Source organism: Flavobacterium sp. (genome assembly GCF_027531705.1).
In the GTDB taxonomy this organism is placed as follows: domain Bacteria; phylum Bacteroidota; class Bacteroidia; order Flavobacteriales; family Flavobacteriaceae; genus Flavobacterium.
The window spans coordinates 61,332-86,718 of sequence record NZ_JAPZSP010000026.1 but is presented as its reverse complement, the minus strand read 5'-3'; the positions used below and the strand labels follow the sequence as shown (position 1 = coordinate 86,718).

Annotated in this window: 23 protein-coding genes and 1 tRNA gene; 2 read left to right on the top strand and 22 right to left on the bottom strand. The window is 31.9% G+C overall.

The genetic code is table 11. The features are described 5' to 3' along the window. Position 1 precedes the first annotated feature (1 nt). The 16 genes from O9267_RS10935 to O9267_RS10860 form a co-directional block, all read right to left on the bottom strand. Positions 2 to 75 (bottom strand) — tRNA-Thr (locus O9267_RS10935). Positions 76 to 167: 92 nt separating this feature from the next. Beyond that, a complete protein-coding gene (raiA, locus tag O9267_RS10930; RefSeq protein WP_298179312.1) occupies positions 168 to 470 on the bottom strand; it encodes a ribosome-associated translation inhibitor RaiA in 303 nt (100 codons plus the stop codon). Positions 471 to 499: 29 nt separating this feature from the next. Further along, a complete protein-coding gene (locus O9267_RS10925; RefSeq protein ID WP_298179309.1) occupies positions 500 to 1,393 on the bottom strand; it encodes a tyrosine-type recombinase/integrase in 894 nt (297 codons plus the stop codon). A gap of 100 nt (positions 1,394 to 1,493) precedes the next feature. Next, positions 1,494 to 1,688 carry a 30S ribosomal protein S21 gene (rpsU, locus tag O9267_RS10920; RefSeq protein ID WP_298179306.1) on the bottom strand — a complete coding sequence of 65 codons (195 nt, stop codon included), beginning with the start codon at positions 1,686 to 1,688 and terminating at the stop codon, positions 1,494 to 1,496. A 72-nt stretch (positions 1,689 to 1,760) separates the two neighbouring features. Then, positions 1,761 to 2,930, bottom strand: coding sequence for an acyl-CoA dehydrogenase family protein (locus O9267_RS10915; RefSeq protein WP_298179303.1), 1,170 nt, complete (start codon positions 2,928 to 2,930; stop codon positions 1,761 to 1,763). A gap of 27 nt (positions 2,931 to 2,957) precedes the next feature. Next, positions 2,958 to 3,848, bottom strand: a complete 891-nt coding sequence (locus O9267_RS10910; RefSeq protein ID WP_298179301.1) for a helix-hairpin-helix domain-containing protein — start codon at positions 3,846 to 3,848, stop codon at positions 2,958 to 2,960. A gap of 9 nt (positions 3,849 to 3,857) precedes the next feature. Further along, on the bottom strand, positions 3,858 to 4,085 hold the full coding sequence (locus O9267_RS10905) for a PspC domain-containing protein (protein WP_298179298.1): 228 nt from the start codon (positions 4,083 to 4,085) through the stop codon (positions 3,858 to 3,860). Between the two features lie 36 nt (positions 4,086 to 4,121). Next, positions 4,122 to 5,393, bottom strand: coding sequence for a DUF2851 family protein (locus O9267_RS10900; protein WP_298179295.1), 1,272 nt, complete (start codon positions 5,391 to 5,393; stop codon positions 4,122 to 4,124). Between the two features lie 60 nt (positions 5,394 to 5,453). Next, positions 5,454 to 5,942 (bottom strand): 3'-5' exonuclease, encoded by a 489-nt coding sequence (locus O9267_RS10895; protein ID WP_298179292.1) that lies wholly within the window; start codon positions 5,940 to 5,942, stop codon positions 5,454 to 5,456. 127 nt (positions 5,943 to 6,069) lie between these two features. After that, positions 6,070 to 7,431, bottom strand: coding sequence for a pyridoxal-phosphate dependent enzyme (locus O9267_RS10890; RefSeq protein ID WP_298179289.1), 1,362 nt, complete (start codon positions 7,429 to 7,431; stop codon positions 6,070 to 6,072). A 219-nt stretch (positions 7,432 to 7,650) separates the two neighbouring features. Next, positions 7,651 to 9,591 (bottom strand): putative porin, encoded by a 1,941-nt coding sequence (locus tag O9267_RS10885; protein ID WP_298179287.1) that lies wholly within the window; start codon positions 9,589 to 9,591, stop codon positions 7,651 to 7,653. A gap of 202 nt (positions 9,592 to 9,793) precedes the next feature. Further along, a complete protein-coding gene (locus O9267_RS10880) occupies positions 9,794 to 11,146 on the bottom strand; it encodes a T9SS type A sorting domain-containing protein (RefSeq protein ID WP_298179285.1) in 1,353 nt (450 codons plus the stop codon). A gap of 92 nt (positions 11,147 to 11,238) precedes the next feature. Then, the gene (locus O9267_RS10875; RefSeq protein WP_298179283.1) at positions 11,239 to 12,111 is read right to left on the bottom strand and encodes a hypothetical protein; all 873 of its coding nucleotides are present in this window, start codon (positions 12,109 to 12,111) and stop codon (positions 11,239 to 11,241) included. A gap of 2 nt (positions 12,112 to 12,113) precedes the next feature. Continuing rightward, a complete protein-coding gene (locus tag O9267_RS10870; RefSeq protein ID WP_298179281.1) occupies positions 12,114 to 12,656 on the bottom strand; it encodes a hypothetical protein in 543 nt (180 codons plus the stop codon). A 17-nt stretch (positions 12,657 to 12,673) separates the two neighbouring features. Beyond that, a complete protein-coding gene (locus tag O9267_RS10865; RefSeq protein WP_298179279.1) occupies positions 12,674 to 14,368 on the bottom strand; it encodes a SusD/RagB family nutrient-binding outer membrane lipoprotein in 1,695 nt (564 codons plus the stop codon). A gap of 8 nt (positions 14,369 to 14,376) precedes the next feature. Further along, complete coding sequence (locus tag O9267_RS10860; protein WP_298179278.1) at positions 14,377 to 17,550, bottom strand: SusC/RagA family TonB-linked outer membrane protein; 3,174 nt, start codon at positions 17,548 to 17,550, stop codon at positions 14,377 to 14,379. A 192-nt stretch (positions 17,551 to 17,742) separates the two neighbouring features. Here O9267_RS10860 and O9267_RS10855 point away from each other — a divergent pair, with 192 nt between their 5' ends. Beyond that, the gene (locus O9267_RS10855) at positions 17,743 to 18,426 is read left to right on the top strand and encodes a ribonuclease HII (RefSeq protein WP_298179275.1); all 684 of its coding nucleotides are present in this window, start codon (positions 17,743 to 17,745) and stop codon (positions 18,424 to 18,426) included. Between the two features lies 1 nt (position 18,427). On the opposite strand, the gene lipB is transcribed toward O9267_RS10855, so the two are convergent. Next, positions 18,428 to 19,123 carry a lipoyl(octanoyl) transferase LipB gene (lipB, locus tag O9267_RS10850; protein WP_298179272.1) on the bottom strand — a complete coding sequence of 232 codons (696 nt, stop codon included), beginning with the start codon at positions 19,121 to 19,123 and terminating at the stop codon, positions 18,428 to 18,430. Positions 19,124 to 19,167: 44 nt separating this feature from the next. Then, positions 19,168 to 19,914 (bottom strand): hypothetical protein, encoded by a 747-nt coding sequence (locus O9267_RS10845; RefSeq protein WP_298179269.1) that lies wholly within the window; start codon positions 19,912 to 19,914, stop codon positions 19,168 to 19,170. A gap of 230 nt (positions 19,915 to 20,144) precedes the next feature. Between O9267_RS10845 and lysS the strand changes: the two genes are divergently transcribed. Further along, positions 20,145 to 21,842, top strand: coding sequence for a lysine--tRNA ligase (gene lysS, locus O9267_RS10840; RefSeq protein WP_298179267.1), 1,698 nt, complete (start codon positions 20,145 to 20,147; stop codon positions 21,840 to 21,842). 59 nt (positions 21,843 to 21,901) lie between these two features. Here lysS and O9267_RS10835 read toward each other — a convergent pair whose 3' ends face one another. The 4 genes from O9267_RS10835 to O9267_RS10820 form a co-directional block, all read right to left on the bottom strand. Continuing rightward, a complete protein-coding gene (locus O9267_RS10835) occupies positions 21,902 to 22,864 on the bottom strand; it encodes a transporter (RefSeq protein ID WP_298179263.1) in 963 nt (320 codons plus the stop codon). 7 nt (positions 22,865 to 22,871) lie between these two features. After that, on the bottom strand, positions 22,872 to 23,906 hold the full coding sequence (locus O9267_RS10830; protein ID WP_298179261.1) for a cytochrome c peroxidase: 1,035 nt from the start codon (positions 23,904 to 23,906) through the stop codon (positions 22,872 to 22,874). A 75-nt stretch (positions 23,907 to 23,981) separates the two neighbouring features. Then, the gene (locus tag O9267_RS10825; protein WP_298179259.1) at positions 23,982 to 24,809 is read right to left on the bottom strand and encodes an MbnP family protein; all 828 of its coding nucleotides are present in this window, start codon (positions 24,807 to 24,809) and stop codon (positions 23,982 to 23,984) included. Between the two features lie 122 nt (positions 24,810 to 24,931). After that, a complete protein-coding gene (locus O9267_RS10820; RefSeq protein ID WP_298179255.1) occupies positions 24,932 to 25,309 on the bottom strand; it encodes a hypothetical protein in 378 nt (125 codons plus the stop codon). Positions 25,310 to 25,387: the final 78 nt, after the last annotated feature.

The following is a 25,387-nucleotide window of genomic DNA, read 5'->3' as shown; positions in this document are numbered from 1 at the left end:
GAGCCGGCGGAGGGACTCGAACCCACGACCTGCTGATTACAAATCAGCTGCTCTAGCCAACTGAGCTACGCTGGCAAAATCAATAAAAAAAGTCCGCTATTTCTAACGGACTGCAAATGTATATCTTTTTGTTTTTTAATCAAAATATTTTTTAAAAAAAATTCTCTTTAAATATGTGTTCTTATTTTCTCTTTTCTTTTTACCAATAATCTTTCTAATGATTCTGCGGAAATTTCTATTGCTTCTTCAAAAGTTTTACATTGTTTTTTAACCATAAAATCGTCTCCAGGGACATGAATTTTAACTTCAACAATCTTATTTTCTTTTTCGCTTGTCTTCTCAACCTTCAAAAAAACGTCAGTTGACACAATCTTATCATAAAATTTTTCTAGTTTTGTTACTCTTTCTTGAATAAAATCTACTAACTTTCTGTCAACTGTAAAGTTAACTGCATGAACATTTACCTTCATAATCAATTTTTTAATGTTATACTTCTATTTCACTTCTGACTTCTAGGATGCGCATTACTATATACTTTTTTAAGTTCTGCTAAACTACTATGCGTATAAACTTGAGTAGATGCCAAACTAGAATGTCCCAACAATTCTTTTACTGAATTGATATCTGCTCCATTATTTAGCAGATGAGTCGCAAACGTATGTCTTAAAATATGCGGACTCTTTTTTACCTTTTCAGAAACATTACTAAAGTAGTTATTTATTAATCGATAAACAAATGATTCATTTAATTTAACGCCTTTTAACGTTAAAAAAAAATAGTCTTTATCCTTAATTAACTCTAAATTAGCTCTTTCAGCTAAATAAATTTTAAAATTTTGTGAAATTATTGGCAAAATCGGTAATATTCTTTCTTTATTTCGTTTACCAAGCACTTTTAAAGTATTGTTCGATAAATCAACGTTTTGCATTTTCAAATTTATCAATTCAACTCTTCTAACTCCAGTTGCATAAAACAGGTCTATTACTAGTTTATCTCTGATTCCGTCAAATCCGTCGGGATATTTAATCAAATTTAAAACATTATCTAATTCTTTTTCAGAAAAAGGAATTTGTAGTTTGGTTGGCGATTTCAACGATTTATGTTTTAACAAAGGATTTATTTGAATCTGCTTTGTTTTTAATAAAAATTTATAAAAAGCTTTTAATGAAGAAATTTTTCTGTTTATGGATTTGTTTGAAATTTCTTTATCCGACAATGAAACTATCCAATTTCGTATTTGTGGATAATTTACTTCTAAAAGATTGTCTTGATCAAAAGTTTCCAGAATAAACTCTTGAAAAAATCGAATATCATTAACGTAAGCATTGATAGTAAGTGGAGAATAGTTTTTCTCCAACTGCAAATAATCGCTAAATGATTGTAGGTTGTTCATTAACTTATAGAAGTTGGAATTGTCACAAAATAAAAACCGTTAGTATCAAAGGTATAAAACTTTAATAACTAACGGTTATATAATTTTGAAAATTATTTTATTAACTTTCTAATTTATCTCTCATGTTCTGAATGTAAGCCGCTTTTTGGAACTTCATTCTATTAGTAACAGAAGGTTTGATGAAAGCTTGACGTGCACGTAACTGACGAACAGTTCCTGTTTTATCAAATTTTCTTTTATAGCGCTTTAATGCTCTATCGATATTTTCTCCGTCTTTAATTGGTATAATTAACATAATATAGACACCTCCTCTCGTTAAGGCTGCAAAAGTATGGATTAATTTTGGATTAAAAAAATTAATTTCAAACTACTTCACAGCAGGCTGATAATTCTGCTTATCAATAATCATTTTTGATAAAATTTCTCTTAAAATCTCAGAAGTTCCGCCGCCAATAGGTCCGAGACGGCTATCTCTTAGTAATCGTGCTAATGGATATTCTTCCATATAACCATATCCGCCTAGCATTTGCAAACAACTATAAATAGTTTCATCTGCCACTTTTGTAGATTTTAGTTTGGCCATTGTAGCTTCTTTCACTACATATTCACCTTTATTTAGTCTAGCAACTGCAGCGTAATTAAATATTTTGCAATGTTCCACATCGGTTGCATGATCTACCAAAGTATGTCTTAATGCTTGAAACTTGTCAATAGTTCTACCAAATGCTTCGCGTTGCGACATATAATCTGTAGTATATTCAATAGCATATTCGGCTCTTGCATGAGCATTTATAGCCATTATTAAACGCTCTAAAGCAAAATGTTGCATAATATAAGGAAAACCTTTTCCTTCCTCGCCCATCAAATTTTCTTCTGGAATTTCAACATTATCAAATGCGATTTCGGCAGTATCAGATGCTCTCCAACCCAGCTTATCAAGTTTTGTAGCTGAAACACCTGTTAAATTTGTATCCATCAAGAAAATACTTATTCCTTTGTTTCCAAGTTCAGGATTGGTCTTTGCTGCTACAACATAATAATCGGCGTAAACTCCATTTGTAATAAAAGTTTTTGAACCATTTATTACATACTTATTTCCATTTTTTACAGCGGTTGTTTTCATTCCAGCAACATCACTTCCTCCAAAAGGTTCGGTAATGCATAAAGCTCCTATTTTATCGCCAGAAATACTCGGTGACAAATAATCATTCTTGATTCGTTCATCACCTTCTGCATTTAAATGTGTCATTGCTAAGTAAGCATGTGCCCACATCGCTGCTGCAAAACCAGATGATTTTATTTTTTGGAGTTCTTCTAAAAATACAACTGTATAAAATAAATCCAGATTCAATCCACCATAAGCTTCAGGATAATTGATTCCGAAAAAGCCCATTTCTCCGAATTTTTTCCATATGAATCGCTCAATCGTACCCGTTTTTTCCCATTTTTCAATGTGAGGCACTACTTCTTTTTGCAAAAAATCTTGTAAACTCTTTCTAAATAATTCGTGCTCTTCTGTAAAGTATATTGAATTCATATAATCGCTTATTTTTATGTCCTTTTTTTAGAATTCCAAATATAAGGCAATTATTTTTATTTTATCAACAGGAAAATCTTTTATTTTTGTTAAATCCTCAATTTTGATATCGCCATTCATACTTCTGTACGTGACAATATTTTTTGAAATTGGGTATCGAAAATAAGGAAATTGACCTAATTCTTTGATTGAAGCGTTGTTAATATTTACTTTCTTGATTTTAGGATTATTGATGATTTTAAAACTTTGATTCAATTTTTCTATAACTTCTGGCGAAAGTCCCCAGACATCACTCATTTGTTCCATCGAAACGAATTCGCCAAAAACTTCTTTTTGTTTCAAAATTCGCTCAGAAAGTCCATCACCTATACCGTAAACTTTCATCAAATCTTCTTTCGTTGCCGAATTGATGTCTAAAATCACAACCTTTTCTTTCTTGTAATAATTAGTTTTGGAGTAATCAACCCAATTACTTTTTGCTCCAGAATTCTTCTTGTTCACCCAATCAGGAAACTTAAAATAAGGCGAAATTGCATTTAGCAAAGAATCTGAAATCCCAGTAACTTGTTGAAATTCTTTAGGTGAATTGGCAAATTTTCCTTGTTTTCTAAAAGCCAATAATCTATCAATTTGTTCAACTGTCATTCCTAATTTATACCCTTTAAAATCCGTTATAAAATTGGGGTTGAATGGATAGATTTTATAGGAAGAAGTTGGAACATTTTGTTTTAAAGAATCAATTTCTGATTGTAATGCCAACCATTGTTGCTTTTCGGAAGCATTTTTTTCTGGTTGAGAAAAATCAATAAAGTAAAAAGCTATTTGAAAAACAACAATCAAAGTCAATAGCAAAACTAATCCCAATCGCTGAGATTTTGTAAAATTGAAATACGATTTTATGGTTGCTTTATAATCCATACTAATAAGTTATAAATCAAAAACTGAAGTTCTCTTGGCACGGATTAAATCTTTTAGTCGCATCCAAAAAGCTAATGTCAAGTATACACCAAACCATAAACCAGCAGTTACAAACGAAATATAAATAAAAAACATTCGCACGTTATTCGCTCGCATTCCTAATTTATCAGCAAGCCGAGAGGAAACATGAAAACCATGTTTTTCGAAGAAATATTTTAGTTGAATGACAAACGACATAGCGATTTATATTTATACAAATTAACAAAAAATAGTTTAATTATTCTTAAGTAATTCAATTCCAATGGCACAATCTAAACATTTTGAATGATTACAATATTCGTTCTTAAGTTGTAACAAACTTTGTGTTTCGAAAGCATTTTTTGATTTGATTCCGAAAGATGCAAATTTTTCAATAATACTGTTACTTTCGGGTGCAACTTCACGCAAAAGTTCGATTAAATTTTCTGAAATTTCTTTGCCTTGACTTTTAGCATAAGCAAACTGAATTGGAATTATTGTATTGATAATCAATAAGCCAATAAACGATTTAGAAAGTGGTTTCTTTTTCTTTGGACTTTCTTTATCAAACTGATAGTGCGATTGCCAATACTCTGAAACCGAAACAGTAAATAAGGTGTAAACTTCTGAAACAGTTGTTACGCTTATAATTTTAGAAAATAAATTTTGATGCAAATGATATACATTAGCCAATTGCGATAATCGAATAGTCGGAAAATTATCGGGTCTATGTTTGAAAAACTGAACGGGTTCGATTTGCTTTTTCTCAAATTGATATTTGTGCAAAAGATAGTAAAACCTAAATTTTAAATCTTTAAAATAATTATCTTCTTTATCAATATCTAATAATCCTGATGCTCCAAAAAGCATAGCTTCGACATTTTCAACTTCAAAACTTTCTTTTCTTATTACTGCAAAAGGTATGCTGGTTGCTAACTTGAAGAAAATTTCGCCATTGGTATTGAGTCCAAAATTTTTGGCTAAAAGTGCAAACAAAACTGCTTCCCAATCTTGGTTAGTTGTTTCAACTAAATCGTAAATTGCTTTTGATTTTCTTTCTAAACGTTCAAAAAACAAACGCTCTTGCCAATTTGAAATTAAAAATTCATCAATAGTTGCTATTTGTTTTTCGCAGTAAATCCATGACTTTGGAGTTACTAATGATTGATAATTTTCATAAATATCTTTTGAAACATATTCTTTAAGTTCCAAAACAGGAATTGGATGGTTATTTTTATTGAAGACATCGGTATCGTGTTCCCAAACTACATGTAGAATTATATTATCATAAGCTTCATCTTTTTCGTGATGATGCACATACCAATCGGAAGATTTTATATGAATTTCAACATTTCCCGCCCATTTTTGATTTCCAATAACAACTTGAGCATTGAAAAAATCGGGTCCAGCAAGTTGCGTATATTGTCCACAATTGACAATAGAAATTACTTCACCCGAAACGGATTTTAGGTCAGAAATAGCAAATTTCTTGTATTTCCAGATATAATGTAGAAAATCTTCTTTCATTTTTTTAGATAATAGATGAAGAGATGAGAGACAGATAGATTAAAAACGAAAATAGTGAATTTATTTTAACAAATACAATTTAGCACAAGCTCTTGCATCAGATAAAGCTTCATGATGCACTAATTCTATGTTATTCAAATCGCTACAATGCCTTAGATTAGCAGGTTTGTAGCCTTTGGCTCGGTAAATTTTACAAGTGCATTCCCAAATTGCAGGAATTTCTAATTCATCGTAGTACAATCCGTAATACTTCATTGTTTTTTGCAAAACATTACGATCAAAACGTTCGTTATGTGCTACAATTTTGCGTCCGAATAATCGTTTTCTGATTTCGGGAAACAAATCGTCAAACATTGGTTTGTTTAGAGTTTCAATAGGCTTTATCCCATGAACCATAATGTTTCTGTACCAATACTCGTTGTTTGGTGGTTGTATTATTGTGTAATATTCATCGGTAATAATTCCATCATTGACAGTTACAATTCCAACTGCGCAAGCACTTTCGGGGTAGCCTGTTGCGGTTTCAAAATCGATTGCTGTGAAAGTCATATTAGTACAATTGAAGTTTTTCCAAATGTAAAATTAAAAAAGTTTGAAAACAAAAAACCTGCAAGAATTTGAATGCTTGCAGGTTTTAATGAGATTCTTCGTGCCTCAGAAAGACAAAATGAAGGATTTATTTTATTGAACCGATAATATCATATTTAGTAATAATGTGGTGTTTTCCGTTTCCTAAATCGACTAAAACAGCTTGATTTTCTTTGGTGAAAAGCTTTGAAACTTCTTCTATTGCAGTTCCTAGTTTTACAATTGGATAAGGTTTTCCCATAACTTCTCTTATTGGTTTATCAGCTACATTTTTATCAGAAACATAACTTTGGAATAAATCAGATTCGTCAACTGAGCCAACAAAACCAGTTATATCTATTACTGGAATTTGAGAAATTTTGTACTTACGCATTCTTTCGATTGCGTGAGAAACAAGTTCTTCGGTACGAACAATAACCAATGGTTTTTCGATATGATCTTTTATAACATCTTCAGCTTTAGTGATTTCTTCATCTAAGAAACCTCTTTCTCGCATCCAATCGTCGTTGAACATTTTTCCGACATAACGACTTCCTGAATCGTGGAACAATACTACTACAACATCATCTTTGGTGAAATGCTCTTTTAATTGCAACAAACCTTTTACAGCAGAACCAGCAGAATTACCAACAAAAATACCTTCTTCGAGAGCGATTCTTCTTGTGTAAACAGCAGCATCTTTATCGGTTACTTTTGTAAATCCATCGATTAAACTAAAATCAACATTTAGAGGTAAAATGTCTTCTCCAATTCCTTCTGTTATATATGAATAAATTTCATTTTCATCAAAGATTCCAGTTTCATGGTATTTTTTGAAAACAGAACCGTATGTATCAATTCCCCAAATTTTAATGTTTGGATTTTTTTCTTTCAAATATTTTGCAACACCAGAAATTGTTCCGCCAGTTCCAACTCCAACGACGAAATGCGTGATTTTTCCATTGGTTTGTTCCCAAATTTCTGGACCAGTTTGCTCATAATGTGCAATTGCATTACTTGGATTGTCGTATTGATTTACGTACCAAGAGTTTGGTGTTTCTTCACCAAGACGTTTAGAAACAGAATAGTAAGAACGCGGATCAGTTGGTTCGACATCGGTTGGACATACGACAACTTTTGCACCAACAGCACGTAGAATATCCATTTTTTCTTTGGATTGTTTATCGGTAATTACAAAAATACACTTGTAACCTTTTACGATTGCTCCAAGTGCTAAACCCATACCTGTATTTCCAGAAGTTCCTTCAATAATAGTTCCGCCTGGTTTTAGACGACCGTCTGCTTCTGCATCTTCGATCATTTTTATGGCCATTCTGTCTTTTACAGAATTTCCTGGATTAAAGGTTTCTACTTTAGCTAGAACAAGAGCGTCAACACCAGCAACCACTTTGTTAAGTTTTACTAATGGTGTATTACCGATTGTTCCTAATATATTTTCTGAATAATTCATAAAATTTATGATTAATGATTAACGATTTAATAAATTTAGATTGCAAAGATATTGATTAAATAATAGTTTTACAAAACCTTGACTTTATAGAAAATGGTTGGTTAACTAACCCTGATGGCAGTGGAAATCCTGTTATTGCGCTGTTCGCAATAACAGATTGGAACGTACAGCAGGAAAATGGTTTACTAAAATTCGCAAGCGATTGGTTTCTTAAAATGATTACTGGAAGAAATTCCAAACCAATCCGAAACGGACTATGAAATCTCTATAGGGATAATCTGGAGCAGCATAAAAGTTGTTTTTGGAGGCAAATGCAGAGTTGAAATGTTCTGCTTTTACAAAAATTCTGGTTTGGCGAATTCTCCCGTTGATGAAAAAATCGAAGTTTGAAAAATCTCCAATTTTCTTAGAATTCTGTACAAAAAACTCAGACAAAACTGGATTATAAGCGTTTGCATAGTAGCTTGTAAAATAATTAAACGTTACACCAGCTTGAAGATAAAGAGCTTTTTTGTAGAAATAATTGGAAAAATAAAGCGTGTTTCTTGTTACTATTTCAGGAACATTCAAAATTGGGTCGTCTTGTGTCGTTTTTTGATATAAAATGGTGTTGTCTAGCGCTAGTTTCCAGTATTTTATTTCTTTATTGGCTTTGAATGAAATGTAATTTATGGTTTTATCATATTGAGCTGGTGCTACAGATTGGATAGAATCGTAAAGCGAATTATCTTTGAAGTACAAGTAGTCTTTTAGGCTAGATAATTGAACTTGAGCATCAATCCATTGCGTTTTTGTGTTGATTGTTGCTGAATTTATTTTTTCATTTTTGAAATTATTGAACCAATTGTATGTTGCATAACTACTTTGATGCAAAATATAGTTATTGTCAGGCAGTTTACTCAGATTTTGATATTCGAATGACACTTGATTTTTTGGGTTTATTTCATATTTCAAGTTGGCTTCGATAGTTGAAAAAGTTTGGGTTGAAATTGATTTTGAAACTAGAATATTTCCTTTTATTTTATCTTTATTGTAATCATATTGTCCACCAATAGAAGTTAGATTTTGTTTGATTCGACTAGGAATGGCACCAGTGGAAGTTATAATCACTTTTCCGTAATTGTAATTGTAATTTAAATCGTCGACAAAGAAATTTAATTTACCAAGTGTTTTGTTTTCGTATTGAATACCTAGTTTATTATAACCGGCTTTATATTTGGTTTGATCATTAATTGCAGGATTATAGGATTGTCCAAATCTGGAGAATTTTTCTTGACCAAAAGTTGTCAGGACTGTTGCTTGATTGTATTCATAAAATTTATTTTCAAGTGTAGCTTGATGAGTAAGGTATAAATTGTTTTGACTATCGTTTGAATTTATTCTGAAATAATGGTCTAAAAACATTCTTTTCCCTTTTAGAAATGAGGAAGCATCGGAAAGATAAACACTTAAACGTAGTCTATCTCTAAAGTCACTCTCTTTACTTTCAAAATTTTCAATATCAATAACACCACCGTTTTCTCCAGCTAATAAATCTTGGCCGGTAAAATGAAATTTGGCGAAATATCTTTTATTTAAAGTGTTGTAACTCGATGTTAATCTGAAATTTCCGTTACTTGTTAATTGATTTATATATTTTCCTTTAGAACGAAGTCCTTTGAAAGATAATGAAATATTAAATCTTTCTGAGGTATTCACTGCAATTAAAGCATCAACACTTTGACCTTGTTCCATTACAGTTTTAAAATACAACTCGGTTAATGGGGTAGCAACAGAATAGTAATTTATTTGATTCTTATCTTGAAAATTGAAATGCTTGGCTTTGAAACCGAATTCAGGTAATGCAGAAGATTTATTCAAACCAAAATCTAAAGTTGTATATGTATGACCTTCGTTAGCAAAAGGTACTAATCCGAAAATATCTTTGCGAAGGTAATTGTATTCATATTCATCTTTTATTGTCAAAGAAGTGTCAACGTAGGTTGTATCTTTTTCAATAGTGATAATTCTGTAGGATGTAATTGGTGCTTTTTTGGTAAGTTCTTTGGCTTTTTCTTCTTCGGTTTGCAGTAAACTTTTTTTAGGTTTATCCGCTTTAGGCTCTTGAGAAAATCCCAAAAAAGAAGATAATAGAAGTAATGCCAAAAATAAAATTCTCATATAGTTATTTTAAAAGACAAAAATAACCAATTGTTTGAAATATGTATAGCTTGTAAGGAAAAGTTATGATTATTTTAAAGAATATACACGAGTCACTTATATAAAAAACCACCCCGCCCTTCGGGCACCTCTCCATAGGAGGGGAATAAAAAAACCATCCCAAAATTGGGATGGTTTTATATAATAATTTAAATACTTTATATTATTGTCTTACAACTTTAATAGTTGAAGCATTACCGTTAGCATTTGTAACTTTAACTAAGTAAACACCTGTATTGAATGAAGACATATCAATTGTAGCGCTTTCTACAGAAGTGAAGTTAGTATTAGCAACTTGTTTTCCTAAAACGTCAGTGATAACAACATTAGAAATTCCTTTTCCAGCAATTGTTACTAAACCTGAAGTTGGGTTTGGAGAAGCAGTGAAAGCTTTGTCGTTAGAGAAAGTTTCGTTAGCTAAAAGTTCACATGCATTGTTAATCCAAATCCAAACTCCACCTGAAACTGATGTAGCAGTAAAACCTGATGCTAAACCATGAGTGCCATCGAAAAATTCTAAAACACCTCCACCATCAACAGCTTCAACATCAGTATCATTAATACTAACCCAAGTTAAACCACCGTCAGTAGAATAAGAAGAACCTCTAAATCCATCTAATACATCTTCACCAGTGTTTATAACAACGTTATCACATCCAGGAACAAAAGAAATATCAAAATTTCTATTTAATCCTTCTGGAGTCTCTGCTGTCCAAGTTGCACCTCCGTCAAGAGTTCTATGTTGTGTCCAGTCAGCATTCAAAATCAAAACACCTTCATTAGCGTTTCTGAATGAATAACTGTCACCAGTACCAAAATCAGCACTAGGAGTTTGAGAAACTGTCCAAGTTAAACCTTGATTTGTAGATTTCAACAATCTACCTTTGTTAGTGTTACACCAAATTGTATTTTCAAAAGCCTCAAATCCGAAAGTATAACCATACTCTCCAGATAATGGAGCTGGCATATTTGCAGATGGAACTCTTGTCCAGTTCACACCAGCATTAGTTGTAGTATAAATCTCAAAATATCCACTTGCTGGATCTCCCATACAAACACCATTGTTTGCATCAAAAAAATGAACCCAGTTAGTAAATGAATCAGTTCCAGTATTAAAAGAAGCAGTATTTTGTCTTGTCCAAGTTACACCAGCGTCTTCTGTTACCCAAATACCACCAGTTACACCAGCAGCATTAGGAAATCCAGCAATGTAAGCTTTAGTAGCGGTCATACCAAATATAGAACCAATTGCAATATTTGTATTACCAAGATTTATTGAACCATTAGTCCATGTCAATCCACCATCAAGAGACCTAGCCCAAAGCTGGTACTGATCACCACTACCATCACCAGCACCTCCACAAGCCCAAATAGTATTTGCATCTACATAACTAGCTTGTCTAAATGTCGTTGATGTATTAACAAATCCAGTAGAGTATTCTTCCCAATAAGTTTGTTGTGCTTCTAAAGCAAAAACAGTAAATAATAAAGAAAAACAAAGTAATAATTTTTTCATAGTTTAAATAGTTTTAATATTAATAGAAAACAAATTTAAGTTTTTATTTTTGTAATTACAATAAATAAAAACTTAAATTATGTTAATTTTTGTTAGAGTTCGCTAACTGTAAAAGGTTCTGTTGCTCCAACAGGATTTTTTGTAACTTTAATAAGATTTTTCAAAGGTGCATCTACATATAAATTCTCATAAGTTCCTGTATAAAATTTTCTATCTCCATTAGGAAAAACAACAATAACAATATATGGCATGTTTTGAGGACTTATTGCTAAATTTCTTCCTGTCATGCTAAAAACATATTCACCTTCAGCATTTGAATTATTTATATCGCTATCAGAAAGAATTGGAGTATTAGAAACACGAATGCTATGCAACTTACCCCCACTTTGTTGAGAAGTTGGCTCTACAACTGTACCTGAAGGCTTTTGAATTTTTAAAGCAACATCATTTGTACCAGAATAACTAGGCCATACCAACTCAACAGATAATCTAGCTGCATTTGTAGCCGTAATACTTCCCGCCTTACCAGTTTCAATAGATAAAACATTAGATTTAATAAGATAATGTTTACCAATCTCAGCATGTTTTAAAGAAATTGCTGTAATCGACATTTCAAATTGAGAAAAAAACATATCCCCAGAACCCGGCGAGGTTATCTTAACAACTTCAGATGGTAAAGGTGAGACTTGACCAGGCATGATATCTACCTTTTTCCTTGTTCGCCCACCTTCTGAATTTACAGCTGTAACTTCTACCGTAGCAGTATCTTTAAAAGTTCGAGGCAATACAAAATTGAATTCTACATCCTGACCACTAGTAGCAAACTCAACATTAGAAGAAATAATAGCGTCTAAAGTAATGATTTCTTGATTTCCAACTGGTGATCCAGTAAATTTTTCATTTGTTTCACAATTGTAAAAAAAAATTGTAGAAAAAATAGCTAAAAAATAAAATATTTTTTTCATAATTAAAAAGAGTAATTTTTGTAATTTGCATATGTATCTTCATTTGGTAACTCAATTCCTGTTTTGAATCTATACCCTTGCTTCATTGATGCAGTGGTTTTAACAATACCGGACAAATTAGTATATCCTGTTTTAATACCATTAGCATCATACGAGTAGGCTAAAAATTCATAACTTTGACCTTGAGAAATTTCAGAGAAATTAATGTCATAAAAATCAGCGATATCTTGAGCTTTAATCTCTAAAACATAAGGAAAAGAATTTATTGTTTTGTATAAAGCAAAGTCTCCATTAGATACATCTCCAATAGAATTCTTTCTTCTCATAAACAATTCATATTTTACAACATTTCCTCCAGGATTTGAAAGGGTTCCCCTAAAAGAAGAAGTGCTTAAGTTTGTAGCATCAATATATTTATTATAATAATCGATATTAAGCGTTACATATTGACCTGGAACAATTAGAGGTCTTGGATCTAAACTTTCGTCTTGCTCACAGGAAGAAAATAAAGAAACAAAAAAACAAATTAAAAATATTTTTTTCATAAGTAATAATTTAAAATTTAATGTAACACAGTTGTTAATTTATCCCAAAATACTTTTTTAGTACGAACATTATTGGGCATATTAGGGTTGTTATTAGCAGCAGAACCTGGATATAAAGCAGTAGCAAAAAACACACCAGAAGCTTCTTCCAGAGTTGGTTGAAAATTACTTGGATAACCCGTTCTTCTATAATTATTATAAGGTTCAATACCATTACCCCAAGATGCAATATAAAACTCCTTAATAATAAGTTCAAGTTTTTTATCAGTCGAAAAGCCATTATATTTTGGACTTAAAAAATTCCAATAGGCATCAGTTGCTGATGCTATTGCAGATTGTGTAGGAACTCCAACTGGCATTTCAATAAATGTTGTAGTCTTTGTTATTGAGTTTCTTATTGCAATTTCTAATTCTTGTCCAGCTGCCACCGCGTTATTATTCTCCATTAATTGATATTCAGCCAATATAAAGTGAACATAACTCGACAAAATAATAGGCATAATTCCAGCACCCTGTTGACCAGCTGTTCCACTTGTTTGAACACTAGCAGGACTAGTTCCATATTTACCACCAATAGGGTAAATACCTGCAACTGTCCTATTTGTTGCATCAGGTGGAATACCTGAATTATTCCCATGATCTCTGCCCCAAAAACCACCTGAGGGCAATACAGTAGTCTGTAAACCCGTCCAAGAAGTAACAAAATAAGGTGTTAATATTGAACTGTCATAAAAAGATCTATATTTTAAATCTGTATAATGTGAAGGTCTTGTATTCCAGGGTGCAGTAAAATCATCTTCATCTTGAGCACTGTCATCTTGCTTATAAAAATAATAATTTGTACGAGGATCTGCTATTCCTTTTTCTTCACTTAATGCCCACATAAAATAATTTCCAATATAAGCACCACCACCTAATTCATACTGATCATTATATAATGGATGTCTTGTATTAGGATTAAAACGAGAATTACCATATTGAAATTGAAAATCTTCTTCAATAGTATCTATTATATTTCCTGTAACAATAATTGCATTCATTTCATCTCCAATATCAACACCTAAATCTGTTCCTGCTAATCTAGCATTATTTAACATCTTTAATTTTAATGTGTTTGCAAGCGTAATCCATGAATCTTTACTTTTGTAATACAAATCTTGAATTTTACTTGAAGGTCTATTTGCATTTGATAACAATACAACAGCTTCATCAATTTCTAAAAACAATCCTTTGTATATATCAACACTCTTGTCATATTTTGGAGTTAAATTTGCATTGCCTTGCAATGCCTCTGTGTAAGGTATATCTCCAAACATATCAGTCATTGTTAGTAAAACATATACTCTGATTAATTTAGAAGCACCAAGAGCATACGTTTCACCTAACTCAATAGCTTTAGGCTCCATAATTTTAACCGCATTTAGAATATTATATCCATCGCTCCATACTCCATTAAAATTTACAGGTCTAAAAGCGTTATCATATGTGTTTCCGCCTGTCATAGCCATTTGGCGAGTTACACGTTGCGTGAAATCATTAGCATCATCAACAAAAACAGGTAATTGTAATTGCACATAATTAAATGCATATACGGGATCTAATAACTCAACAGGAACTTGACTAGGACTTTTCGTTTGTTCTAAGTCAAATGTTTCACAACTTCCTAATATCAATAAAGAAGTTAAAATAAATAAGATTTTTATCTTTTTCATATTATTAATTAAAAAGTTAAATTAAAATTAAAACCAATTCTTTTTGCCGTTGGCCCAGTAAGGTAGTCAAAACCTTGTCCATTACCAACTCCCAAACTCATAACTTCTGGATCAAAATTTAAGTATTTAGGAAAATTAAAGGCTTTGAACCAGTAATTCTGTGCAACAACACTTATAGACATTTTACCAAAAGGTGTTTTCTCTAAGAACTTTTTAGGCAAATTATAAGAAAGAGAAACTTCTCTTAATCTTAAATTAGTTGCGTCATAAATACCATGCTCTCTAACAAAGAAACCAGAATTATTAAAACCATATTGGGTATAACCAATTTGTGTAGTATTAATATTTCCATTCGCATTCACGCCAGGTAAAACTACTGTACCAGATCTATCAAAATCCGTATCTTTTGTTAAACCTCTTGATAATAATGAGGCTGCAGTAGTAGAATAAATATCACCTCCTTTTTGATATTCAAATTGGAAATTAAATGAAATGTTTTTATATGAAAACTCATTAATAACGGTAGCTCTCCAGTCTGCATTTGGATCACCAATTATTGTATCTGGTCCCTCCACATAGTTTCCGTCACCACCAACTACATAGTTACCATTTTCATCTCTTAAAACCTGGCTACCATAAATCACACCATAAGGTTGACCTGGAAAAGCAAAATTACCAAGATTGGTAAACCCTGCAATTCCTAATTTATCAACACCAATACCTAAATCTTCTACAATATTTTTATTTTTCGTAAAGTTACCAGACAAATCCCAACCAAATCCATCAGCTGCAGGACGTATCATTGCAAAATTAAGTCCTAACTCAATACCTTTATTACTTACTTCAGCAACATTATCAGCTGTGTAATCATAACCAGAAGCAGGATCTAAATCTCTTTCAATTATCAAATCAGTAGAGATTTTACTGTATAAAGACAAATCAACTCCAATTCTGTTATTTAGAAATTTACCTTCAAATCCAAACTCTAATTCTTTAACCAACTCTGGTTTTAGATTTAAATTAGCCAACTCTCTTCTTTGCGAAATATTGTTAATTACTGTACCATCAGCGGTAACAAAAGCATTTGTGTTTACATTTAAACCAACACTAGTCTTGTAAGGATCGGGAAAACCAGCAGAAGAACCATATCCAAGACGCATTTTCATAAAATTAATATATTTATTCCCTTTAAAATACTCAAAAGCGTCAGTTGGAACAAATGAAAGAGAAGCCGAAGGATAAAACAATGATCTTGTTGCTTTTTGCAAAGAAGAATATGAATCATTTCTTCCTTGCAAATTCAAATATAAATATTTCTTAAATCCTACTGTTGTACTACCATATAACCCTACTATATTAAAACTTTGTGATTCGGAATAAATATCATCATTCACAAAATTTTGATGTTCAACTAGTCCGTATAAAAACTGCACATCACTTCTTGCATAATTATATTTATATGCTTCTAAACGTGGGTTTAAACCTAAAGTTCCATCAATATTCCAATTACCGTTTTTATCTATTTTGGTATCAAAATTATAGCTAAAAGTATGATCAAAAACTGTATTCTCAGTAATTGTAGTTCTCATGAAACCTTCATCATCAAATGGTTGCCCATTTCCTCTATTAATATAATACAATTTAGTTTGCGTATAATTATCTAAAGCCAAACGATAAGAAACATTGGACCAAGAATTGATTTCATAACCAGCAGTAATATTACCAAAGAAACGTCTCACTCCTTCATTATCACTCGCATTTTTAAGAGTCCATCTCGGGTTAGGAATATCTGTTCTATAATTTACAGAAGCATGCGTTTTCGGATTTTCATATGGAATTCCAAATAAATCTAAATTCCTTGGTGTATATAAAATATTAGCAAAAACCGATGGCGCAGCTGCATTAGAACCAAAACCTGCTGCTGTAGGTGGAGCTGTCTTATTAGTTCTTACGTAGTTCATAGTTGTTGAAAAACTAAATCCGTTATTCAATTTAGTCTGACCACCCATAGTAAGATTTAAACGTCGGTACATATTATTATCAATAAAACCTTGATCATCTGTATTACCCACCCCTAAATTATAAGAAGTGTTTTCAGATCGACCACCAATATTAATTGACGTTGTGCTAACCATACCTGTTTTGAAAAATGGTTTAACATTATTCTGCGGAGCATACTTAACTTTAGCATTTTGATACTCTGGAAAAAGATCTGGTGTTGCTATATATGCATAAGGATGAGGAACATTACCATCTAAATCAATACCTTGTGTCCCTACAGTTCCAAATTTTGGACCCCAGTTAGAAAATGCTGAAGTAAATGCATTATCAAAACCATTACCATAATTATCTTGATACTCTGGCAAACTAGCAATATTTGTGAAATAGAGAGATTGAGATAAACTTACTTCCATTTTTTTGTTTAACTCTTTAGTGTTTCCAGACTTGGTAGTAACTAAGATTACTCCGTTACGACCAGCAGAACCATATAAAGTAGTTGCACTTAAACCTTTTAAGATACTTATACTTTCAATACTATTAGGATCTAAGTCTAAGAAACGACTTGAAGCATTAGTAGCACCTTCGATAAAGTTTCCGTCACTATTTGTATCAGAGTTGAATGGAATTCCATCTACTACAAATAATGGCTGATTACTTCCTGTAATAGATGAATAACCACGAATAATAATATTAGTTCCAGAACCAGACAAACCACTTGTTTGTTGAATATTAACACCTGGTGCTTTTCCTGTCAAGGCTCTTGCAACATCCGTTGAAGGTTTTGATGCAAAATCTTCTGCTTTAATTGTATTAACGGCGTATCCAAGAGCTTTTTTCTCTTTTTTGATGCCTTGACTAGTTACAACAACTTCGTTTAACTTTTCTCCTTCAGAGCTTTCTTTTAAAACAACATTGATAATTTTTGAAGTTCCAACTTTTACTGTTTGGTCTGTTAATCCAAGATAAGAAAAAACTAATTCTTCTCCTAAACTTGCTTTAATAGCATACTTACCATCCATATCGGTTTGAGCTGAACGTTTTGTACCTTTAACAACAATATTGGCTAATGGTAAACCCCCGTCTTTGTCTGAAACTTTCCCAGTGATGGTTTCCTGTGAAAACGCAAACTGCATTGATAACGCTACTAGTAACGTAAAAATCCATTTGTATTTTAATCTCATATTAAATTTGTTTGAGTTAGTTATTTTGCAAACTTCTTAATTATTTCTTAAATAAACAAATATTTAACTAACTATAATATTTCTTATAAATGTATTTTTCTTATGAATAATTATGCAATAGTAATTTTATATCTAAAAATTCTCATAAACAGACATAATAGTTTGATAATTTTTATATTTTTATCAAAAAAAATGTTGCTCAAATCCTATTCTAAATTAAATTTTGAAGCTGGTACCGACGAAGCCGGGAGAGGTTGTTTAGCTGGACCTGTAACGGCCGCAGCTGTTATCCTTCCAACAATTGTTTCAAATTTTGATAGCTCAGAAAATCTTTTTACTTTAATTAATGATTCTAAACAATTATCTGAAAAAAAAAGGTTCATATTAAAACCTATTATTGAGGAGCTAGTTCAAAGTTTTTCGGTTACACATATATATAATGAAGAAATTGATGAAATCAACATCCTAAACTCTTCGATGAAAGCGATGCAAGAGTCAATTCTGAAATTAAATACAACTCCAGAGTATATTATTGTTGATGGAAATAGAGCACTGAATGCAAAATTAGGATTGAAAAGCAATTCAGGTAAAATTTTTACTGAAGATGAAATTGAAATTTTAAAATCAATACCTAATCAAAGTATTATTAAAGGTGACTCTAAATATCTGAGTATTGCTGCAGCTTCGATTCTAGCAAAAACTTATCGAGACGAATATATGGAGAGGATTCATGAGGAATTCCCGATGTATAACTGGAAACAAAACAAAGGTTATCCAACTAAAGAACACAGAGAAGCAATCAGAAAATATGGCACTACCAAATACCACAGAATGAGTTTTAGATTGTTACCAGAACAGTTAAGCTTGGAATTATAATTTATTCAAACTCTGCTTCAAAAAGCTGTTTGAAATAGTTTAGAATTTTTTCTTTTACTTCTTCTTCATTTATTTCTTTTCCAAGTTCTGCATGGAGCGATGTTACTGCCTTTCCTTTTATTCCGCATGGAATAATATTATCAAAGTAACCTAAATCGGCATTTACATTTAAGGCAAATCCATGCATGGTAACCCAACGACTTGCTCTTACTCCCATTGCACAAATCTTTCGAGCAAATGGCGTTCCAACTCCTAACCAAACACCTGTTTCGCCTTCGCTTCTTGTACCTATTATATTATAGTCAGCTAATGTTAGAATTATTACTTCTTCAAGAAAGCGAAGATATTTGTGAATGTCGGTAAAAAAATTTTCTAAATCAAGAATGGGATAACCTACAATTTGACCTGGTCCGTGATAGGTAATATCTCCGCCTCTATTTATTTTATAAAAAGTGGCTCCTTTAGCTTCGAGTTGCTTTTCTGACAATAGCAAATTGGAAATATCACCACTTTTTCCTAACGTATAAACATGTGGATGTTCTACAAAAAGAAAATAATTGGGTGTTGAAATATTCGTTTCGTCTTTACGGTTTTGGATTTTGACATCAACAATTCCTTTAAAAAGCTCTTCTTGATAATCCCAAGTCTTTTTGTAATCGAGATTTCCTAAATCTTTAAGTTGGATTTTTTTATTCATTTTTGCTTCCAAACAAATAAATTTGGATAGTTTAAAGTTTATACTTATTCAAACTCAACGTCTAAATCTAGTTTTTTTGGGTTCTCAATATATTCATTCAATGGAAACTCAATAGTAATTGTTTTTCTGTCTTCACTAAATTTTGCTGTTGAATTGGAGACTTTCTTAACTTTTCTTGGAAAATGATATTTAAGAATATATACAGAAGCTTCAGTAATCATTTTGAAAGAACTATCGTTAATAGTATCTACAGGTTTGGTTTTTATAAAATCTAAAATTTGTGCTTTTCTAGTGAACTTTTTCCCAACATACGAATATCTTACAATTGTTTTATTAGCATCAAAACTTCCCATATCAAGAATACTTAATTCGGTTTTTCCTCTATTTAATCTGTTTAAATCGTTTAGCGAGGTGATTCCGTCTTGTAAATCTACGACAGTTTTGAAATCAGTAAACATTGAAAATTTGAATACGTTTTCTGCCGAATTGACTTTCATATTCACAGAAAATCTTTTGAGTTTTTCGATTCTTTCTTTTTCTCTCGGGGATAGCTTGGCAATACTGTCTTTATTATCTTCAAAAAACTTTTGGAATGTAAAGGTAGAATCTACTTGTTTACCAACATCAGTTGCCAATGAGTCTTTTGGCGTCATTTCCATCATATCAGAAGCATCGAGATTCACCAAAAATTTTCCCGAACCGTCTTCGTTTATATAAATATCTTCTGTGACTTTGCAACTTGCAAAACTTAGTATTACAAGAAATAATAAGGTAATTTTGAGGGCTTTCATCTTTCTTATTTTTTTACAAATATACAAAAAGTTTACTATCTAGCCCCGATTGCAGTGGCACGAAGTAGAACGGAAAGCGGGAACATGGTTTACTGATAAAGCCCAAGCCATTCGCTCCTTATTTTTTAGATTTCAGAATTCAGCTTTTCAATTACCTTCTAAACTTTTAAACTCATAAACTTTTAAACTTTTAAACTAATAACTATCTTTGCACGCTTAAATACAATACTATGCAACTTTCGGAACAAGAAATCATTAGACGAGACAAATTGAACGCTTTGCGCGAACTTGGAATTAACCCTTATCCTGCGGATTTATATCCGGTGAATACAACTTCTAAACAGGTGAAGGAAAATTTTGAAGAAGGCAAGAAGGTCAATTTGGCTGGACGATTAATGAGTGTTCGTGATCAAGGGAAAGCTTGTTTTGCCGAATTGCAAGATAGAGATGGTAGAATTCAACTTTATCTAAACAGAGATATGCTATGTTTAGGCGAAGACAAAACACTATATAATACAGTTTTTAAAAAACTTACTGATTTAGGTGATTTCATTGGAGTTGAAGGAGAATTATTTACAACAAAAGTTGGTGCTCAATGTGTAAGAGTTGATAATTTTACTTTCTTGAGTAAAACTTTGCGTCCGTTGCCTTTGCCAAAAGTTGATGAAGATGGAAAAGTTCACGATGCCTTTAATGATGCTGAATTGCGTTATAGAATGCGTTATGTTGATTTGGTTGTAAATCCAAATGTGAAAGAAGTTTTTGTAAAAAGAACGAAACTTTTTACTGCCATGAGAAATTTCTTTAACGAAGCTGGTTATATGGAAGTGGAAACGCCGATTTTGCAAGCTATTCCTGGTGGTGCTGCGGCTAGACCTTTTATTTCGCATCATAATGCTTTGGATATTCCTTTATATTTAAGAATTGCAAACGAATTATACTTAAAAAGATTGATTGTTGGTGGTTTTGATGGCGTTTATGAATTTTCAAAAAACTTCAGAAATGAAGGTATGGATAGAACGCATAATCCTGAATTTACCGCAATGGAAATTTATGTAGCTTACAAAGACTACAACTGGATGATGGAGTTCACAGAAAATTTATTAGAACATTGTGCTACTGCTGTAAACGGAACAACTGACGCAACATTTGGCGAACATAAAGTAAGTTTCAAAGCTCCATATGCGCGAGTTACCATGACTGATGCTATTAAAAACTTTACAGGTTTTGATATTTCTGGGAAAACAGAAGCAGAACTTTTTGAAGCAGCAAAATCGATGGGAATTGAAGTAGACGAAACTATGGGTAAAGGAAAATTGATTGATGAGATTTTTGGAGCTAAATGCGAAGGAAATTTTATTCAACCAACGTTTATCACTGATTATCCAAAAGAAATGTCACCGTTATGCAAATCGCATAGAGACAATCCTGAATTGACAGAACGTTTTGAGTTGATGGTTTGCGGAAAAGAAATCGCAAATGCGTATTCAGAGCTAAATGATCCAATAGACCAACGTGAGCGTTTTGAAGCTCAAATGGCTTTAAGTGAAAAAGGTGATGATGAAGCCAACGGAATTATAGACGAAGACTTTTTAAGAGCGTTAGAATACGGAATGCCGCCAACTTCTGGATTGGGAATTGGAATGGACAGATTGATTATGTTCTTGACCAACAATCCTTCGATTCAAGAAGTGCTTTTCTTCCCACAAATGCGACCTGAGAAAAAGCAACTTGAATTGACTGAAGATGAAAAATGGATTATTGAAATTTTGAAAGCTAACGAGGGAATCTCAATTGGTGATTTAAAAGAAAAATCCGCTTTAAGTGGAAAAAAATGGGATGCAGCAAGCAAAGGATTAAGCAAACACGGCTTGATGAAAGTGGTGGTTGATGGTGATGCAAAAATTGTTGAGTATTTGGGGAAATAATTTAAATTTTATCAAATAAAAAAAAGGAACTCGAAGCTAATTTGAGTTCCTTTTTTTGTTTACAAACTGTAATTCAAATTTATACTCCAACGGTATTTTGCTTCAATGTTTCCTGCTGCTAAATTTTGATTTATAGGAACCATCGTATTCATACCCATAGAAAACTTATCGCGCCCAACTTCAAAACCAATTTTCCCGAAAAGAATATCGCCTGCCGTTTCTTCTTGCAGAATTTTATGACTGTAATTTGACTCATAAACTTCGCCTGCAAAGCCAACTTGTGGTGCTATCGAAAGCTTATCTTTTTCATACAAATAGAAAAAAGTTCCAGAATAATTAAATTGATTTCCATAGCGGTAAAACTTGTCGTTTTCTGACTTAAAAGTATAATTCAACATAGTATTCAATCCAAACTTCTTTCTTCTTATGATGTATTCAGAAACTAATTGAAAATCCCAACTTCCAGTTCCGAGTTGAAAACTTTTATTGGCTTTTCCGGAATTGTTTGCTTCGTCATAAGTTCCAGTTGGAGCCTTAACACCACCTCCTAAATGCAATGTATGTGCAAGAAAGGTACTGTCACGATGTGTCTGATACAATCTATACATTGCCATAACCGTAATATCTCCTAAACCAGTAATATTTTCCTCACCAGTTTCCGAATCACGATTGTGAGAATGATAGGGAATTAATGCTGAAAGCTGAATATTTTTCATCACTGGGATACGAGCCCATACTTGAGTTGTATTGTAATTTTCATCGTACCAAGGAGAATTACTATATATACCAAATCGACTTTTGTACTGTTGATTAAAATAACGAATTCCAACAAAATTAGAATTCAACATCGAAGCAAAGCCCATACTTCCGCCACTTGCAGAACATCCACAAGCATCGCAAAAGACTTTTTCAGGAATTAGATAATATTTTTTAAACTGATTTGATCTAGACAAACTGTCTTTTTCAATAGCAAAAGAAAATTGAAAAAAGAAAACAACTATAATAAAAATAATATTTCTCATAAGTAATTTATATTTCTGAAAATTTTGAATTTGAAATAAACTCATAATCAGTTAGTGTTTTCAAGAAAGTGATTAACAATTGTTTCTCCTGATCTGTAAGTGGAATTCCAGTATTTCCGTTTTGCTTGAAAATTGGATCTAAATTTGGATAATCAACCATTCCAGATGAATAATGATTCAAAACTGCTTCTAATGTATAAAATCTACCATCATGCATGTAAGGCTTTGTCAGTTCAACATTTCGCAAACTCGGTACTCTAAATTTCATATAATCATTAGGATCGAGCGTAACCCTTTGTCTTCCATTATCATTCAAGGAATTATTAAACGCCAAACCCGTATTTCTATAGGATTGATCTGTAAACAAATCTGTTGTATGGCAAGAAGCACATTTTTGATTGAAAATAGACAATCCTTGCAATTCATCCGTTGTTAATGAAACTCCTTCATTTCTACTATATTTATCATATTTTGAATTAGAAGAAACCATTGTTGCCATAAATTGTCCAAGTGCAAACAGTACTTTGTTTGCTGTTATCTCCTCATTACCAAACGCTTTTTTGAATTGGGTTTTATAATTATGTTTGGTTGAATTTTGCAATTTTTGAACTATAATCTCAAAATTGCCATTCATTTCCACAGGATTGCTTATTGGAGCCAACGCCATAGTACTCAGATTATGCAAAACGCCTTCCCACATAATGTTTTCCATAAAAGCCATATTTTGTACTGGTGGTGTATTTCGAATTCCTGAAAGACCATCAACCCCATGACTTAATGTGTGTCCGTGATGTGTAAAAGCATCGGATTGAATGTGACAAAATCCACAAGAAACAACGCCATCAGAAGCTAAATCGCCTTCATAGAAAAGCATTCTTCCCAATTCTACACCACTTTTTGTAATTGGATTTTCTTGACTATTGAACTTTATAGCAGGAAAATTGGATGGTTTTTCAAGAGTAATTGATTCGTAATCACTATCTGAATCACTATCACTACATGAAACTAACAACATACCTAAAAACAAAACTAATAACTTCATTTTTTTTGATTTAATAAAAAAACAACTTTCTTCACGATTTGTGAAGAAAGTTATTTCAGATTTTATGATTTTGAATTAGTCATTATGAACGTGTTCAACAGTAAACATTTTGGTCAAATTAGCAACCATATCCCTTACACATTGCATTGAACCACTCATGGCATCACTAGTTGTTTCATCTAGAATAATTTTTGTGTCACCGTCAAGATGCTTTGTAAAATCAGCCATGACATGAACAACAGGAGAAACATTAGTACGAACTTTAGCAGTTGTAGGTAAATCTAATGTAACTTCTTTGTATAAATTAGGCGTTCCATTAGCTAAAATATTACCCATGTTTGCAAAATGATGAGCAAATATATTTGTTGCAGTAGCTTGTGTTTCTCCATAAGCACCTTCTAATCTTACAAAACGATACCCTGAAGCCCATGTCCAAACCATTCCAGCATCTACTGCTTTTGTCCAAAAAGTAGCTTGTCCACTTTCACCAAGATTATATGCTTCAGGAGAAATTCCAATTCCAAAACGAATTTTTGTATAATCGCCTGCAGGAATTCCAGTTAATGCGGCAGGATGCTCTATTAAACCATCAGCTTGATCAATAATAAAAGCTCCTTTATTTGGATCATTATAATTATATTTAACCTCAGTTCCATCAGCTTTTATCAAAACAACATTGGAGATTATATATTTCAAGCAAGAATAGTTATAATATTGATTATTAGTAGTTTTTCTAAAAGTGGTTCCAATTGTAATTCCACCTTGGTCCTCAAAACCATTTTCAAAATTTACGGTTAAGTTTCCGTTTCCTGTTATTGCTTCATTATCATCATCTTTGTTACATGAAGTTAATGCTAAAGCGGTAACCATAGCTATTGAAATATTTTTTAATTGAAATTTCATTTTTGTTTTTTTTTATTAATTAAAGTTTATAGAAAAGTTTGTCTTAAAAGATTTCTCTTCAAAACAATTTGGATGTAATAATCCTGTCAATTCAATGATTATGAACTGACATACGATAAAATTTAAGAAATAATTGTGGGTGGATGAAAAACGGAGCAACTTACCGAGTGAAAGTATAAGTTGGCATAGTTGTCTCCAATAGAAGTTTTATTATGAAAGTAAACTTGTCTAAAATTAATTTCGGATACTTCGTTGCAAAATAAAAGTTCGATTTCTTGTTTAGAATTGTCTTTTTTATCTGAATTAATTGGTTTTTCGTCTTCAGATGCTTTAGCCAATTCTTTCATCAAATGACATTTACCATTACATTTAAGCTCAGGTTTAGCTTTGTTTTCGCAAAGAACTTTTGTAATATAATCGTAATTAACAACATAATCTAGAACCGGAAGAATCGGTTTTAGAAATATTGCTAGAATTACTATGATTACAATTTTTTTCACAAGGCAAATTTACAATAAGAATTTTAGAGATTTATATGATTATGGTCATAATTTTAGTATTTTTATAAAAATTAACTT